The following is a 15,940-nucleotide window of genomic DNA, read 5'->3' on the forward strand; positions in this document are numbered from 1 at the left end:
TATTACAAGCTGATAGGTCGTCAACCGGTACTGGCCGGCTGGAGTCGTGTGTCTGTGTCAGCGGGGGCTCAGACAGATGAGCATCTCCTCCGCGCCCACCACCATGTGGCCCTGAGGTGTCAGAGCAAGGGCCTGCACTGGGGGTCCGGGGCGGAAGGTGCGCAGCGTGCCACTGTTCAGATGATGGTGTTCGATGAGGCCGTCCGCCCAGGCGATGGCGAGCGAGGGTCCGGTGGGGGTGTGCGCTGCGGCAAGAGCTGTGACGGGCGCGGGTCGCGCGGCGATCGGGGTGGGTATCGCTTCTTTGCCCGGGGCCCAGGCGTGCACTTTCCCGTCGAGCGCTCCGCTGAACAGCAGCGGGACGGGCTCGGTGTCGTCGAAGCTTTCGGACGCATGCAAGTCCACGACGGCCATCGCAGTGACCGGAGCCTGGTGCAGGGTGGCCGTGCGCGGGCCGTCGGTTGGGGAATGAGAAGGGAAGGCGTACACGGCGCCTGTGCGATCGGCGACGGCGAGCAGGCTCGTGGACGCGGCGACAACCCGGCCGGGGTGGCGTGCGAGGTGTTCGCGCAGAGTGTCGATGAGCAGCTCGCTGGTGCTGGCGTGATCGGTCAGAAGCGCGCTGATGCCCGTGGATTGTGACGGGACAGTAAGGCGCTGTGCATCGAGTTGACCTTGCCCTGTGAGGGCGAGCACGGTGGCGTCCGGCAGTGAGACCAGTGTGTTTGTGGGATGAAAAGGCCTGGACAGGCGTCCAGCGGGGTGGGCGTCGATCACGCTCAGGATGCGAACGACCCCCTGGTGGTCTGCCACCAGCAGCGTGGTGTCCGGCGCTGGGCCGAAGGCGAGTGCACGCGCGGGACCTGGCCAGGGCGGTCGGATGTCGCCGCTGACCCGGCTCCACAGCAACTGCCAGGAGGCATCAGCGGCAAGGGCGGTGAGCTCGTGCCGCAGGCGAGGATCGGCGCTGTCGCCGAGGGCGGCGAGCAGTAGCAGAGCCCGAAGGGAAGGCTGGTGTTCGCTGATGAGGGACTGCCCGGCACGCAGCCAGGCAGTGCGCAGTCCGCCGTGGTCGTGGTGGCTGGCCTCGTAGTGGGTGGTGACCTGGAGAGGGTCGGCGGCTGTGACGTGGGCGGGGTCGTCGAGATCCTGCAACGTGGACCTGATCCATGTGGGCTCCGGCAAAGGCGCGAAGGAGGGGCGATGTTGCCTTCTCCAGGCGACCAGACGGTCGGCGTCGGTCCACTGATCGTGATCAAGGTTCATGACGGCTGGCCGGTGAGAGGCGAGCACATCGGTTGCCGGACTCTGGGAATCGATTTCCGCTATCAGGCGTATGTGATCCAGACCGAGCAAAGCAGCGACGAGTTCAGTGAGCGCATCGGGGGCTGCCGAAGTGTGCAGGTCGGGAAGCACGATGGTTGTCGGCCGCGGGTCCAGAGCTAGGGCCTGAAGCAGATCAGCAGGAGAAGGGGCGCTGAGTTGCAGCTGGTCCGCCAGCGTCCAGGCGGCTGCTCGCAGTCCGAGGCATCCGAGAGGAACAAATGCGTGCACACGGCGCTGGGCGGGTGTGCCGGGTCGAGTGCCATGGGCTACCAACCAGGCCAACAAGGTGGATTTGCCGCAGCCTCTGCTGCCGGTGACCAGGCACAGGCGCGGTGCGGATTCGTCGGCCATCCAGGCCAACAGAGCAGCGGCTGCCGGCTCCCGGCCGGCAGCAGGACGGGCCCACTGTCCGGTGCTCGCCATGCTTACCGCTCAGCCTGTTCGGCCGCATGGGTAATGAGGTCCTTCAGTCCTTGCTCGCGTGACTCAGCTGCCGAACCGTAGTCAAAAGAGTGCGTGAACTCGGCGTGCGGGAAGATGCGCTGCAACCAGGCGGCGCAATAGTGGCCCGGCATCATGCACGGCTGGAGTTCGCAGTACACCCGCCGGACCTGCTCCGGTGTGACGCCCTGTTCTTCGAGCCGATGCCACAGTACTTCTTCGGGGTGGGCACGCCCAGGGCCGGTGGCGTCGGTGACGATCTGTTTGTCACCTGCGGCGTCGAGGTATTCGAAGGCGGCCGAGAAGGGGAAGTTGAGGGTGTGCCGCACATCGTCCAGGACGCGCGGCCACCAGCTCTCACGGTCTTCGAAGGCGGCAGGGTCAATCTGGCGCAATTCGGCGTTGAGCTCACGGAAAGCGGCTGCGGCGTCAGGGAGAGATGTGGATGCGGCGATCACCGGGAGCGTGCGGTCCAGGGCAGCGAGCGAGGTGGCGAACGCGCTGACGTTTGAGGACACCAGCATGTCTGCTTCGCCCCAGTCGCCGAGGAACACAGCTTGCACCGAGCCGTCGGGGCGGACGCACAGGTGGGCCAGGCCGTCGGTACCCAGCCGCAGCAAATTCGACTGTCCGACAGGTGGCTGTGGCAGGTGGTGGTGGGCGGCGTAGACGCCGATTTTCAGGCTGTCGGTCGGGGAGGCCGCCGTGAAGTAAGGAGCCACGTGCAGCGGCACGCCGACGCTCTGCAGAGTTTCACGGGCCGACTCCGGACACGGGATCCCGTGCCCCTGCGGAATGTGAAAGCGCCTCATCCCCTGGGGGCCGAAATGGTCGAGCGACGGTTCCCGGGCGGGTTCGGACATGTAAGACAACCTTTCACAGCGTCGGGTTTGAGTACGTCCTGAGCCCATGGGCGGCACACCGGTCCCTGGGCAGGGGGCGAGGACGGCTGGCTGCCGTCGCTTCCACAGGTACGCGCCTGAGCTTTGTGGCGGGTTACGGCGTCAAGTCCAGTACTTTCAGTGGTCGGCCAGCCCACCGGGTCGGGTCGGTCGTTGCGATGACTGCCCCGTCGGGCCGATCGGCCGTCGGCACAGCCGCGTACTGGCTGTGCGCCGCAGCCCAAGTGGAGTGCCGTGCGAGGGCGAGGGCTGCCTCGAGATCAAGGTCGAGGACAGCGATGCCAGGCAGGGCAGCAACGCGCTTGGCGGTGCCGGGTCGCATCCGGTCTGCCTCCACCAAGGCGCACGCCGGCGCATAGAGGAACCAGTCCGGTTCAATATGGGCGCGGTGGATCAGTCGGGAGACCAGGATGTTGCCCCGGCCGACCGCCTCCATGGCCGTGTCGTCGAGCACGATGTGCATCGTGGTCACGGCGCAATCGCCCGTGTGATACGCCGGTCGAGCTCACCGTCCAGCTTTTGCGCCTCTGTGGCGTTGGGAGCGTATCCGTTCCAGGCCCGCAGCTCAGCGCGCGCCTGCTCAGCACGCTCAGCACGCTCGGCTGGCGTCAGCAGCGTGTTCGCCAAACGGGCAAGATAGGCGCGCAGCGAGAGCCCTTCCCCTGCAGCGATCTCAGCCAGACGGTCGCGCGCTTCCTCCGGAATACGGATGTTTGCATCGGCCACGGTGACTCCCTTCCTCCCGAAAGGTAAGGGTACGTACCCGTACCCGTCCACATGCCCGGCTCATCGGATAGCGCAGGCGTCGCCGGGCACATGAGATCGGCACATCTCCGATCATGACTGATCTGAGGGCGCGAACCCCTCCCGGCGGTCCATCACCGTTCTCGTCCACGCCGAGCGAGTCGATGCATCTGCCGTGGACGGGCCAGTGCTGTACTCGGGGGCCGGGAAACGGGCCCCCGAGCATGGGCCTCGACGAGCGCCTGCACATCGGCCTCGGTCTCAGCGAGCCATGGCATGACCTCGGTCAGGCCATTCGTTACATCGAACCGTTTCAGGTCGAGCCACTTGGGCCGGCTGTTGGCTTCTCACGGGTCCATCCCGGACTGCGGTTCCTGTCAAGGTGCAACCGGTACGCCAACGCGCGGACTGCGGTGATCCGGTCGCGTAGCTCCGCGATGTCGAGCCCCTGACGGTCGGCGCCCCTGACATGCAGATGTGTTGCGGGAGTCTGCGCTTCCCGGCGTACCCCTCCTGCCGGCCCTCACCCCGCCGAGAAGAGCAAGGACGACGCACGACGTGGTGGGTCTGGCCAGTCGCAATGTACCTCCTCGAAGGGTGATCGCGTGGTTGATCAGCGGCCAAGTGAACCCGGTCCCCGGGGGACCGCGGGCAGTCCGCCGAACGAGGTCACCGGCCTCGTGGCGGCTCGGGTCCGGCGGACTTGTCCGGTACCAGCAAGTCGATCATGGTTCCTCCTCGGTGCTCCGGTGCCCTGCCCGGCGCCTGCGGCCTCACCGGGCGCACGTGTCACGGCACCCTGCGGCCACCCCGTGCCCTCCCCCGGTGAGCCGGGCGCGGCGGCGGCCCCGGGGAGCGGACGAGGCCGGCCCGCCCCGGTGCCGTTGCCGGTAGGGTGCCGTGACGGGAGGACTGTGCAGAGTGGGAGTACGCGTGAAGCGGCCGACGATTGCGGACATCGCGCTCCGCGCCGGGGTGTCCAAGGTCGCCGTTTCCTATGCCCTCAACGACCAGCCGGGGGTCTCCGCTTCGACCCGCGCCTCGATCAAGGCGATCGCCGAGGAGCTCGGCTGGCGTCCCAACAGCGCCGCGCGGGCGCTCAGCGGCGCCCGCGCCCAGGCGGTCGGCCTCGTCGTGCGCCGGCCCGCTTCCGCCCTCGGCACCGAGCCGTTCTTCATGGAGTTCATCAGCGGGATCGAGAGCGTCCTCTCGGACCGCGCGTACGCGCTGATGCTGCAGATGGTCGACAGCGAGGAGCGCGAGACGGAGATCTACCGGCGCTGGTGGGGGGAGCGGCGGGTGGACGGGGTGTTCCTGGTCGACCTGCACACCGACGATCCGCGCGTGCCGGCGGTGGAGGCCCTCGGGCTGCCCGCCGTGGTCATCGGGCCGCCGCACACCGCGGGTTCGCTGCCGGCGGTGTGGTCGGACGACGCGAAGAGCGTCCAGGAGGCGGTGCGGTACCTGGTGGCGATCGGCCACCGGCGCATCGCCCGCGTGGCCGGGCCGGAGAGTTTCGCGCACACCGCCGTCCGGGACGCGGCCTTCCGGGAGGTCTGCGCGGAGGCGGGGCTGCCCGCGCCCGAGATCGTCCACACCGACTACACCGGGGACGAAGGGGCCCGCGCCGCCCGCCGGTTGCTCATCGCGGCCGAGCGCCCCACCGCGATGGTCTTCGACAACGACATCATGGCGGTGGCAGCGCTCTCCGTGGCCCAGGAGATCGGGCTCTCGATCCCCCGGGACCTGTCCGTGGTGGCCTGGGACGAGTCGCAGCTCACCCAGGTCGTCAGGCCCGCGCTGTCCGCCCTCGCCCGGGACATCCCGGCGTACGGGGCCAGCGCGGCCCGCACGCTGCTGGCCCTCGTCGCGGACGGGGAGGCGGGGAACGTGGAGGAGGAGTGCGCCCGGTTCGTACCGCGCGGCAGCACCTCCGCCCCCGCGGCCTGAGCCGCTCCCCCGGCCCGGACCCGCGCCTCGCACCGATCCGCTCCCCCGGCCCGGACCGCCTCGGGCCTGCCGTTCCCCCCGGTCCGGGACGCCCCGCGGGCGGTGTCGCGCGGGGCTACTTCGTGGCTCCCTGCGCGAAGCCGTTGTAGATCCACCGCTGGAGCAGCAGGAACACGACGAGAGTCGGCAGGATGACCAGGATCGCGCCCGCCGAGATGGCCTCCCAGTGCGCGCCGAAGGGCCCCTTGAAGCGGAACAGCGAGGTCGAGATGGTCCCGAGCTCCTCCGAGTGCAGATAGAGGAAAGGGATGTAGAAGTCGTTGTAGGTGGTGATCCCCTTGATGATGACGACGGTGGCGATCGCCGGCTTGAGCAGCGGGAAAATGATCTTCCGGTAGATCGTGAACGCGTTGGCCCCGTCGAGCCGGGCGGCCTCGTCCAGGGAGTGCGGGATCGAGCGGATGAACTGCAGGAAGACGTACACCGAGACGATGTCCGTGCCCATGTAGAGCAGGATCGGCGCCCAGTGGGTGTCCACCAGGCCGAAGCCGTTGACGACCTGGAAGGTGGCGACCTGGGTGGTGACGCCCGGTACCAGCGTGGCGACGAGGAAGAGCGCCATGACCGGCTTCTTCGCCCGGAAGTCGAAGCGGTCGACCGCGTAGGCCGTCATCGAGCCGATGATCACGGTGCCGCCGACCGAGAAGACCAGGATGAAGGCGGTGTTGCCGAAGGCCGCGAGCATGTGGCCGTCGGTGAACGCCGTCGCGTAGTTGGCGAAGTTGAGCCAGTCGCCCGGCAGGGAGAGCGCTCCTCCCCGCGCGACCTCGTCCGAGGTCTTGAGCGACGTGAGGAAGACGACGACCAGCGGCAGCAGCACGACCAGCGTCGCGGCGATCAGGGACAGATAGGTCAGCGCCGTCCCGAGCGGCAGTCGGCGGCGCGCCGTCACGGCGGGGGTCACGGGGGTCATACGAGGTCCACCTTGTCGTCGGGCACCAGCCTGCGCTGGACCCAGGTGATCAGCAGGATGATCGCGAGCAGCACCACGGCCGCGGCCGACGCCAGGCCGGTCTTGTTGAACTGGAAGGCGAGCTTGACCGTCTGGATGACGAAGGTCGACGTGCCGGTCGCGCCGCCGGTCATGATGTAGGGGATCTCGAACACGGACAGGGAGCCGGAGATCGCCAGGATGACGCTGAGGCTGAGCACGGGCTTGATGCTCGGGGCGATGATGTGGCGGAACTGCTGCCACTTGCCGGCCCCGTCCAGCTGGGCCGCCTCGTACAGCTCACCGGGAACGGACTGGATGGCGCCGAGGAACAGCACGAAGTTCAGGCCGGTGAAGCGCCAGACCGACACACCCGCCAGGGAGGTGTTGGCGGACGTGGGGTCGCCGAGCCAGGCGTGTTCGGTGGTGACGCCGAACCAGGCCAGCAGGGAGTCGAGCGTTCCGCCGTCCTGGAAGAAGTAGAGGAAGACGAAGCCGATCGCGACCCCGTTGATCAGGTACGGGAAGAACAGGACGCCCTTGAAGAAGTTGCGGAACCTGAGGTTGAAGCTCAGGACCGTGGCGAAGTAGAGGGCGACGCCGATCTGGAGGACGGACGCGGCGAGGTAGTAGCCGCTGACGAAGAAGACCCGGAAGAGTTCCGGGCGGGTGAAGATCTGGACGTAGTTGTCCACCCCCGTGAAGGCGCGGTCGGGGCTCACCCCGTCCCAGTCGGTGAAGCTGTAGGTGATCATGCTGACGACGGGCACATAGGTGAACGTGATCAGCAGGGCCAGCGGCGCCGCCAGGAAGAACCACGGGGTGGCGCGGCGCAGCGGGGAGTCACGCCAGGAACGCGCCCGCGCGCCGGTCCCGGTCGTGCGTCGCTCTCCGGTCGTCCGGTGCTCTCCGGTGGTCCGGTGCTGCGCGCCCGTCCGGTGCTGCGCGCCCGTCCGGTGCTGCGCGCCCGTCCGGTGCTGCGCGTCCGTCCCGCTTGTCGCGCCCGTCCCGCCCGGCGGCTTCCCCGACCCGGCGGCGGAGGGTGGGGCGGCGGGGGCGGTCCCGGAGGAGGGCAGAGGTGTGTCGGTCATGTCGGCCTTTCGTGTCCGCGGCTGCGGGAGCGCGGGCCCCGGCAGGCGCCGTACGGCGGCCGGGGCCCCGCTCCGCCGGTGTCAGGAGCCGGCGGTCTTCGCCGCCTCGTCCCACCTCTTGTTCAGGTCGGCGAAGAAGTCCTGGAGGCTGCCGTCCTGTGCCCCGCGTGCCGTGTCGATGAGCTTCTGCCGGTAGTCGGGCTTGTTCAGGCCGATCTCGGCGGCGTTGTCGATGTCGTTGACGTCGGCCGTGCGGGCCTCGGAGCGCTCCACGAACCTGACATCGTTGTCAACGAACTCCTTGAGCGTGGCCGGCATGGGAGCCGACTTCATCGCGGGGACCGCGCCCTCGCGCTCGGAGTAGCCGGACTCGCCGGTGAACCAGTCGATCCACGCGCGGGCGGCCGTCTTGTTCCCGGAGTGGGCGCTGACGGCCTGCTGGTAGTCGGAGACCAGGGTGGCGCAGAACCCGCCGTCCCTCTGGGCGGGGAAGGGCATGAAGCCGATGTCCGCCGGGGAGCCCCCGGCCGCCTTCGCCGCGCCCTGCATCTGCGTGATCGACCAGGAGCCGAGCATCATCGTGGCGATCTCGCCTCCGGCGAGCATCGCCTTGGAGCGCTCCCAGTTGGTGGTGGTCGGGTCCTTCTCGGCGAGCCCCTGCTTCACGATGTCGTGGACCAGCGTGTCGATGGTGTGGAGTTCGCCGCCGGGCTTCCAGGGCGACACCGGGCCCGCGAGCTTGTCGGTGGCCTTCGCGTCGCAGGTCACCGACCCCACGTTGGAGGTCCACTGGACCAGCGGCCAGCCGTCCTTGAAGTTGGTGTAGTACGGGACGGCACCGGTCTTCTCGCCGATCGCCTTCAGGGCCGCGAGGAACTCCTGAGGGGTCTTCGGCCAGGCGGTGATCCCGGCCTTCCTCCAGACCGCCTTGTTGTAGACGAAGCCGTTGGCCGTGCCGAACTGGGCGATGCCGTAGACCTTGCCGTCCACTTCGGTCTTGTCGCTGAAGCGGTACTTCGCGGCCAGCTCGGCGGTGGGCCCGAGGGGCGCGAAGAACTTGGGGTAGTCGCTCTTGGCCACCGCGGCGGGGATCATCAGCACGTCCCCGTACGCCTTGGTGTTCATACGGATCTTCACCTCCCCCTCGTAGTCCGTGATCCCCTCGAACTCCACCTTCACCTTGGGGTAGACCTTGTTGAACTCCGCCGCGTAGCGCTTCATCGTGCCGTTCTGGACCAGGTCCGTCCGGTGGGTGAGGACCTTGATCTCGCCGGAGGCCGCGCCCGGGCCGGCGGGCGCCGCCGCGGTCTCGCCCGACGCCGCGCCCCCGCCACTGCATCCCGCCGCGGCCAGCATCGCGGCGGTGAGAAGCACGCCCGTGAGCGTCTTCGTCTTCCCCATGTGCCCAACTCCTTCAGGGTTACGGCTCAGGTCGATGTGGGATGTCGGCACTATGGCAGGACGGTGTGAACCGGTAAAGCTCAAGTTTCCGCTGCGATGCCCAATCGTTACCGTGGGGGCGCTTCGACGGTCTCTTCTGGCGCGCGCAGGGGGAGTTGACGGCCGATTGGTCACGCAGCGCTGCTTTACCGGTTCATGGACAGCCGCTGTACGTGCGGCTAGGTTGTCGCCGTCGTATACGCATCCCCCGCCGCAGTCAGGCGATTGGAGCCGCACACATGAAGGACGTCACCCAGCTGACCGAGGGCTGGAGCCTGCGCCATGAGGGCGCGTCGCTCCCGGCCCGCGTCCCCGGCTGCGTCCACACCGATCTGCTCGCCGCGCGGGTCATCCCCGACCCCTTCATCGGCCGGAACGAGACCGAGATCGCCTGGGTCGGCCGGCAAGGGTGGTCCTACGTCGCCGAGTTGGCCCACGACAGCCGGCACGAGCGCACCGACCTGGTCTTCGACGGCCTGGACACCGCCGCGGAGATCACCCTCGACGGCGAGGTCCTCGGGACGACACGCAACATGCACCGCGCGTACCGCTTCGACGTCACGGGCCGCACCGGCCGGCTCGAGGTGCGCTTCGACTCGGCGTACGAGGAGGCCGACCGCGTCCGCGCCCTCACCGGGGAACGGCCGAACGTCTACCCCGAGCCCTTCCAGTACATCCGCAAGATGGCGTGCGGCTTCGGCTGGGACTGGGGGCCCACCGTGGTGACGGCGGGCATGTGGCGGCCGGTGCGCCTGGAGCACTGGTCGACCGCCCGGCTCGCCGAGGTCCGGCCGCTCGTCACGGTGGACGGTACGACCGGCCGCGTCGAACTGCGGCTTCGGACCGAGCGCACCGACCACGGCGCCGGCCGGCCGCTGACCGTCCGGGCCGCCGTCCGCGGGGAGGGGACGCTGAGCGAGGGCCTGGTCTCCTTCACCGGCGAGGAGGCCGTGCTGCGCGTCGAGGTGCCCGAAGCGCGCCTGTGGTGGCCGCGCGGGTACGGGGACCAGCCGCTGTACGAGCTGGAGGTGACGCTGCTCGACGAGGCGGAGGGGCCGCTCGACGTCTGGCGGCGCCGGATCGGCTTCCGCACCGTCGAGCTCGACCGGTCCCCCGACGCGCACGGCAGCGGCTGCACCTTCGTCGTCAACGGCGTGCGGATCTTCGCGCGCGGCGTCAACTGGATCCCCGACGACGTCCTGCCCTCCCGGATCACCCCCGAGCGGTACCGGACGCGGCTGCGTCAGGCCGCCGAGGCCCATGTCGACCTGGTGCGCGTGTGGGGCGGCGGCATCTACGAGGACGACGCCTTCTACGACGCGTGCGACGAGCTCGGGCTCATGGTGTGGCAGGACTTCCTGTTCGCCTGCGCCGCCTACCCGGAGGAGCAGCCGCTGCGCGGGGAGGTGGAGGCGGAGGCACGGGACAACGTCGTCCGGCTCATGCCGCACCCGAGCCTCGTCGTGTGGAACGGCAACAACGAGAACCTCTGGGGCTTTCGCGACTGGGACTGGGAGGAGCCGCTCGCGGGCGACTCCTGGGGCGAGGGGTACTACCTGGGCGTGCTGCCCCGGATCGTCGCCGAACTCGACCCGACCCGCCCGTACATGGCGGGCAGCCCCTGGTCGGGGTCCTGGGACCACCACCCCAACGACCCCCGGCACGGCACCCACCACTCGTGGGAGGTGTGGAACCGCCAGGACTACGCCGAGTACCGCGCGAGCGTCCCGCGCTTCGTCGCCGAGTTCGGCTGGCAGGCGCCGCCCGCCCTCGCGACGCTGCGGCGCGCGCTGCCCGGCGAGCGGCTCGCCCCGGACTCCCCCGGCATGCTCCACCACCAGAAGGCCGAGGACGGCAACGGCAAGCTGAACCGGGGCATCGCACGCCACTTCCCGCTGCCCGAGGACGACTTCGACCGCTGGCACTACCTGGCCCAGGTGGTGCAGGCGAGGGCGGTCGCGGCGGGCATCGAGCACTGGCGGGCCCACTGGCCGGTGTGCGCCGGGACCGTGGTGTGGCAGCTCAACGACTGCTGGCCGGTGAGCTCCTGGGCCGCCATCGACGGCGACGGCCGGCTCAAGCCGCTCTACCACGAGCTGCGCCGGGTGTACGCGGACCGGTTGCTGACGCTGCTGCCCGGCGACGACGGGCCGGTGCTCGCCGTCGACAACCAGTCGGGCGCCCCCTGGCGCGCGGAGGTCACCCTGCGGCGGGTCGACGCGGACGGCACCGTCCTGGCCAGGGCCGTACTGGACGTCGAGGCCGCGCCGCGCACGGTCGCACGGCCGGACCTCCCGGCGGATCTGGTGCCCGCCGCCGGGTCGGCCGACGAGTTCCTCGTCGCGGACGCGGACGGGCTGCGCGCGCTGCACTTCCCCGTCCGCGACCGGGACTTCGCCTACCCGCCGGCCCGGTACGACGTCCGGTTGGAGCCCGTCGCCGGGCAGGAGGCGGCCGTCGACGTGGTGGTCACGGCACGGACCCTGGTGCGGGACCTGCTCCTGCAGCCCGACCGGATCGCCCCCGCCGCGCGGGCGGACCGGGGACTGCTCACGCTCCTTCCGGGCGAGGAGGCCAGGATCCGGGTGAGCGGCTGCGGGGACCTCTCCGACGACGGCGTCGAGCGGGTACGGGCGGCCCTGTTCAGCGTGGCCCCGGCGTGAGCGCACGCACTCCCCGTGTGACCATCAACGACGTCGCCTCGCGGGCCGGTGTGTCCAAGGGCGCCGTGTCGATGGCGTTCAACGACCGGCCGGGGGTGTCGCGGGCGACGCGGGAGCGGATCTTCGAGGTCGCCCGCGAACTGGGCTGGGCCCCGCACCAGACCGCGCGGAGCCTGTCCGGCCGGCGGGCCGGCATCGTCGGCCTGGCCATCTGCCGCCCGGCGCGGCTGCTGGGTCTCGAACCCTTCTACATGGAGTTCATATCCGGCATCGAGAGCGTGCTGACGGAGCGCGGGTGCGCGCTGCTGCTGCGCCTGGTGCGGGACCTGGACGAGGAGATCGGCCTGTACGAGGAGTGGTGGAGGAGCAAGACGATCGGCGGTGCCATCCTGGTCGACTTCCACCAGGACGACCCGCGTGTGGGGCCGCTGCGGGCGCTGGGGCTGCCCGCGGTCGCCGTCGGCCACCCCTCGCTGACGGGCGGCTTCCCCTCGGTGTGGACCGACGACGCCACGGCGGCGGCCGACGCGGTGCGCTACCTGGCGGCGCTCGGCCACCGGCGTATCGCCCGCGTCGGCGGCCCGGCGGGGCTCGGGCACAGCGCGATCCGGGCGCGGGCGTTCGAGGCGACCATGGCGGAGCTCGGTCTCGACGGGCGGCGCCAGGTGTCGACGCGCTTCGCCGGTGAGGAGGGAGCCCGGGCGACCCGCGGGCTGCTGCTGGCCCGCGACCGCCCGACGGCGATCGTGTACGACAACGACATCATGGCCGTCGCGGGGGCCGCCGTGGCGGCGGAGATGGGTCTCGTGGTGCCGGACGACGTGTCGCTGCTGGCCTGGGACGACTCGCAGCTGTGCCGGCTGACGCATCCGCCGCTGTCGGCCCTGAGCCACGATGTGCACCGCTTCGGCGCGGAGGTCGCCCGGGCGCTCTTCGAGGTCATCGAGGGGACCAGGAGCGGGGCGCTCCAGGTGCCGACGCCGTCCCTGACGCCGCGCGGCTCCACGGGTCCGCCCCGCGCGCGGCCCGGCGTGTGACGGGAGGCCGCACCCCTGTGCCGGTCGCGGCCTCCCGGCCCCTGTGCCGGGTCACGGCCTCCCGGCCCCTGTGCGCGGTCACGGCCAGCCGTCCCCGTGCCGGGTCTCGGCCTCGCGCCGCTTCGCCGACCGGGCCGCCTACGGCTGCCGGCCGGGCGCGAGTCCCCGCGCGCCGAGCCATCGCAGGTGTTCGACGGCGGTCGCTCCCCCGCCACCGGCGTGGTCGCCGAAGGGCCATTCCCTGAGGTCCTTCTCGCCCGCGTAGGCGCGGAAGGCGGCGAGGACGGTGGAGGGCGGGCAGACGGGGTCCATCAGGCCGGCGCTGAACAGCGCGGGCGCCGTGGCCCGGCGGGCGAAGTGCACTCCGTCGAAGTGGCCCAGCGTGGCGAAGACCTGCTCCGCCGCGTACGGGGCCCGGTGGCGGAGGTGATCGACGAGTTCCGTGTACGGTCCCTCGGTCGCCGTCTCGGCGCCGCGCCGGATGTGGCAGAGGAACGGCACGTCGGGCAGGGCTCCCGCGATGCCGTCGCCGACCAGTCCGGCGACGGCCAGGGCGAGGCCGCCGCCCTGGCTCGCGCCCTGCACGACGATCCGGTCCGGGTCGACGTGGCGGAGGGCGCGGGCGGCGTCGACCGCCCGTACGCAGTCGGTGATGAGCCGCCGGTAGTAGTGCGCGGAGGGGGACTCGACGCCCCTGGTCATGTAGCCGTGCACCCAGTGCGGTGCGCCGTCCGGGTGCGGGTCGGGGGTGTCGTGGCCCTGCCCGCGGCTGTCGACGACGAGGTGGGCGTATCCGGCGGAGGCGTACAGGAGGTGGTCGAGGGCCTGGCCCCGACCCCCGCCGTACCCGATGTAGGTGATCACCGTCGGCAGCGGCTCCTCGGCCTCCGAGGGCACGACGAGCCACGCGGCGACGGGCTGGCCGGCCCAGCCGGCGAACCTGACGTCGTAGGTGTCGAGGGTGGTCAGTGGCGAGTCGGTCACCGGGCGGATCTCGGGCAGGCCGCCGGCCGCGCGGGCCGTCCGCAGGGTCTCGGTCCAGAAGGCGTCGAAGTCGGCGGGCTCCTCGGGAAACGCGGCGGGCCGGGCGGCCGGGTGGTCCGGGGGAAGGTCGGTGTACGGCACGGGAGGCTCCTCGTGGTGCGCGGCCGGGCCGCGCCCTCCCGGGAGCGGCCGGCCGGATGGTGGTCCGGTACGGCGGTGGCCTCCCCCCGGCGGGTCGGCACCGGGGGGAGGCGGCGGGCGGCCCTCGCGGGAGGACGGCCGGGGTCAGCGCTTGGCGCAGGTGGCGCCGTTGAGGATGAAGGCGGCGGGGACGCCGTTGCCGCCGGTGGACGAGGCGCTCAGGCCGAAGCTCACGCTGCCGCCGGCCGGGATGGTCTCCGTCCACGGCTCGTGCGTGGCGCGCACCTGGCTGCCCTCCTGGACGACCTTGGCGTTCCAGGCGGAGGTCACCGTCTGGCCGCCGGGGAAGGCGAAGTCGAGGCGCCAGCCCTGGATGGGGCGGGTGCCGGTGTTGTGGACGGTCACGTCGGCGTTGAAGCCGGTCCCCCAGTCCTGCAGCCGGTAGGCGACGGCGCAGGTGCCGGCGGACGGTCCCGCCGCGGTGGTGACGGTCACGCCCGCCGAGCGCGGGGAGCGGTTGCCGGCGGCGTCGCGTGCGTACACGGCGAAGGTGTAGGTCGTGGCGGGGGTCAGACCGGTGAGCGCGGCGCTCGTGCCGGTGACCGTGGTGACGGGGGTCTCCGCCGGTCCGTTGACCCTGACGACGTCGTAGCCGGCGACACCGGTGTCGTCGGTGGCGGCGGGCCAGGTCAGCCGGGCGCCTGTGGCGGTCACGTCGGACGCGGCGGGCGCGCCGGGGGCGGTCGGCGGCCGGGAGTCGCCGCCTCCGGTGCCGCCGTAGACGCTCGCCTCGCGGGAGGTCTGCCGGATGCCGTCGGGGCCGTGGAAGAGGCGCCGGCCCCACGCGGTGAGCCGGGTCGCGTCGAAGTCCGCTGCCAGGTCGAGGTACTCCACTCCTCCGCCGTTGCCGCTCCACGACCAGCCGAGGTAGCCGACGCCCAGCTCTCGGGCGGTGGCCATGATGGCGTCCTCGTCCGGGTTGCCGTCGGAGTGGTCGTGGCCGAACTCGCCGACGACGATGGGCAGTCGGCGCGTGGTGAAGCTGGTCAGATAGGAGCGGACCTCGGCCGCGGTGTCGTAGACGCCGTACATGTGGACCGAGAAGACGGTGTTGCGCTGCGGGTCGGCGGCGAAGACGGCGGCCGCGTCGTCCCGCATCGTGTTCGACCAGTCCTGGCCCCAGTTGGGGGCGTCCGCCATGAGGGTGTGGCGGAAGCCCGCGGCGCGCAGCCGGGTGATGGCGTTCCTGGTGTCGTCGGTCCAGGCGGTGTAGCCGGTGTTGCCGTGCGGCTCGTTGCCGAGGTTGACGACGACGTACTTCTCCTGGCCCTTGACCGCGCCGGCGACCTCGGTCCAGTAGTCGACCGCCCGGGCGAGGGACGCGGCGCCGCTCTGCTCGCCGTAGCCGGTGGTGTCGTGCGCCTCCAGGACGCAGACCAGCCTGTTGGCCTTGCACTGGGCGACGACGTCCGCGACGTCGGCGGCGTCGTTCTTCGTCCACCGGTCGCCCGTGCTGAGCACGATCCGCGCCGAGTTGGCGCCGAGCGCCTTGAGGTCGGCGAGGGCCCGGGAGGTCCGGTCGGGGAACCAGGTGTGGGCGTGGTTGACGCCGCGGAAGACGAAGTCCTGGCCGCCCGCGTCGAGGAGGCGTCCGTCGGCGACGTGGAAGCCGGTGGCGGGCGTGTCGGCCGCACGGGCCGGGACGGGTGCGGTGATCATCGTGGCGGCGACGGCGAGCAGCGCGCCCGCCGCGGTGGCCAGTGTCCGGTTCATCTGTGGTGCTCCCAACTCGGTGGCGCGCGCGTGCCGCGGGACGGTGCGGCGGCATGCCGGCCTGCCTGACATGGAGGGTGCGGTGCTTCCGGCCCTGCGGGGCGACGTGTCGCCGGACGCGGGAGGCGGGCCGGTGGATTCCCGCCGCCCGGTGCCTTTCGGCGGCTCCGACCGGACAGCGGGAGGAAGTGCGCCGAACCGGTGGGGTGGTGTCCCCGCGCGGCGGAGGCGTGGCGGATTCGCGTGACGCCCGGCGGCTGGGAATGAGGCTAGAGGGGTGCGAGGCCGGAAAACAATAGCCGGGGGCTAACCGGTTAAGTTCTGTCGGCGCGGGGCGCGTTGAGGGCCGCGCTCGGACGGCACGGGGCGGGGCGGGGCGGGTCCACTCGGTCGCCGCTTCCGGGCAGGGTGCCCGCCCGCCGTTCGGCGGGACGAGGGCGCGCCCTGCCGCGAGGCG

At 71.3% G+C, this 15,940-nt stretch carries 12 protein-coding genes; 3 read left to right on the plus strand and 9 right to left on the minus strand.

The window, feature by feature from the left end:
* Positions 1–57: 57 nt before the first annotated feature.
* From ACSUPT_RS03220 to ACSUPT_RS03235, 4 genes are all read right to left on the minus strand, one after another.
* On the minus strand, positions 58–1,677 hold the full coding sequence (locus tag ACSUPT_RS03220) for a hypothetical protein (RefSeq protein WP_436943426.1): 1,620 nt from the start codon (positions 1,675–1,677) through the stop codon (positions 58–60).
* A gap of 74 nt (positions 1,678–1,751) precedes the next feature.
* Positions 1,752–2,630: a nucleic acid/nucleotide deaminase domain-containing protein gene (locus ACSUPT_RS03225; protein ID WP_436943427.1), complete on the minus strand. Its 879-nt coding sequence runs from the start codon at positions 2,628–2,630 to the stop codon at positions 1,752–1,754.
* 133 nt (positions 2,631–2,763) lie between these two features.
* Positions 2,764–3,132 (minus strand): hypothetical protein, encoded by a 369-nt coding sequence (locus ACSUPT_RS03230; protein ID WP_436946164.1) that lies wholly within the window; start codon positions 3,130–3,132, stop codon positions 2,764–2,766.
* A gap of 5 nt (positions 3,133–3,137) precedes the next feature.
* A complete protein-coding gene (locus ACSUPT_RS03235) occupies positions 3,138–3,395 on the minus strand; it encodes a hypothetical protein (protein WP_399220008.1) in 258 nt (85 codons plus the stop codon).
* Between the two features lie 951 nt (positions 3,396–4,346).
* Between ACSUPT_RS03235 and ACSUPT_RS03240 the strand changes: the two genes are divergently transcribed.
* Positions 4,347–5,363, plus strand: a complete 1,017-nt coding sequence (locus ACSUPT_RS03240) for a LacI family DNA-binding transcriptional regulator (protein WP_351967261.1) — start codon at positions 4,347–4,349, stop codon at positions 5,361–5,363.
* Between the two features lie 115 nt (positions 5,364–5,478).
* On the opposite strand, the gene ACSUPT_RS03245 is transcribed toward ACSUPT_RS03240, so the two are convergent.
* The 3 genes from ACSUPT_RS03245 to ACSUPT_RS03255 all read right to left on the minus strand — a co-directional run bounded on the left by ACSUPT_RS03245 (position 5,479) and on the right by ACSUPT_RS03255 (position 8,846).
* On the minus strand, positions 5,479–6,336 hold the full coding sequence (locus ACSUPT_RS03245; protein WP_361661213.1) for a carbohydrate ABC transporter permease: 858 nt from the start codon (positions 6,334–6,336) through the stop codon (positions 5,479–5,481).
* The gene (locus ACSUPT_RS03250) at positions 6,333–7,445 is read right to left on the minus strand and encodes a carbohydrate ABC transporter permease (protein ID WP_436943428.1); all 1,113 of its coding nucleotides are present in this window, start codon (positions 7,443–7,445) and stop codon (positions 6,333–6,335) included. Before ACSUPT_RS03250 ends, ACSUPT_RS03245 begins: the two co-directional genes overlap by 4 nt.
* Before the next feature lie 81 nt (positions 7,446–7,526).
* Positions 7,527–8,846 carry an ABC transporter substrate-binding protein gene (locus ACSUPT_RS03255; protein WP_399220011.1) on the minus strand — a complete coding sequence of 440 codons (1,320 nt, stop codon included), beginning with the start codon at positions 8,844–8,846 and terminating at the stop codon, positions 7,527–7,529.
* Positions 8,847–9,124: 278 nt separating this feature from the next.
* Between ACSUPT_RS03255 and ACSUPT_RS03260 the strand changes: the two genes are divergently transcribed.
* Together ACSUPT_RS03260 and ACSUPT_RS03265 are read left to right on the plus strand one after the other, a co-directional pair.
* On the plus strand, positions 9,125–11,548 hold the full coding sequence (locus ACSUPT_RS03260; RefSeq protein ID WP_436943429.1) for a glycosyl hydrolase 2 galactose-binding domain-containing protein: 2,424 nt from the start codon (positions 9,125–9,127) through the stop codon (positions 11,546–11,548).
* Positions 11,545–12,585: a LacI family DNA-binding transcriptional regulator gene (locus ACSUPT_RS03265; protein WP_436943430.1), complete on the plus strand. Its 1,041-nt coding sequence runs from the start codon at positions 11,545–11,547 to the stop codon at positions 12,583–12,585. Before ACSUPT_RS03260 ends, ACSUPT_RS03265 begins: the two co-directional genes overlap by 4 nt.
* 138 nt (positions 12,586–12,723) lie before the next feature.
* On the opposite strand, the gene ACSUPT_RS03270 is transcribed toward ACSUPT_RS03265, so the two are convergent.
* Both ACSUPT_RS03270 and ACSUPT_RS03275 read right to left on the minus strand, forming a co-directional pair.
* Complete coding sequence (locus ACSUPT_RS03270; RefSeq protein ID WP_436943431.1) at positions 12,724–13,710, minus strand: acetylxylan esterase; 987 nt, start codon at positions 13,708–13,710, stop codon at positions 12,724–12,726.
* A 144-nt stretch (positions 13,711–13,854) separates the two neighbouring features.
* Positions 13,855–15,483 (minus strand): cellulase family glycosylhydrolase, encoded by a 1,629-nt coding sequence (locus ACSUPT_RS03275; protein ID WP_436943432.1) that lies wholly within the window; start codon positions 15,481–15,483, stop codon positions 13,855–13,857.
* Positions 15,484–15,940 lie beyond the last annotated feature (457 nt).

This window comes from Streptomyces sp. SudanB25_2051, assembly GCF_964272635.1.
In the GTDB taxonomy this organism is placed as follows: Bacteria; Actinomycetota; Actinomycetes; order Streptomycetales; family Streptomycetaceae; genus Streptomyces.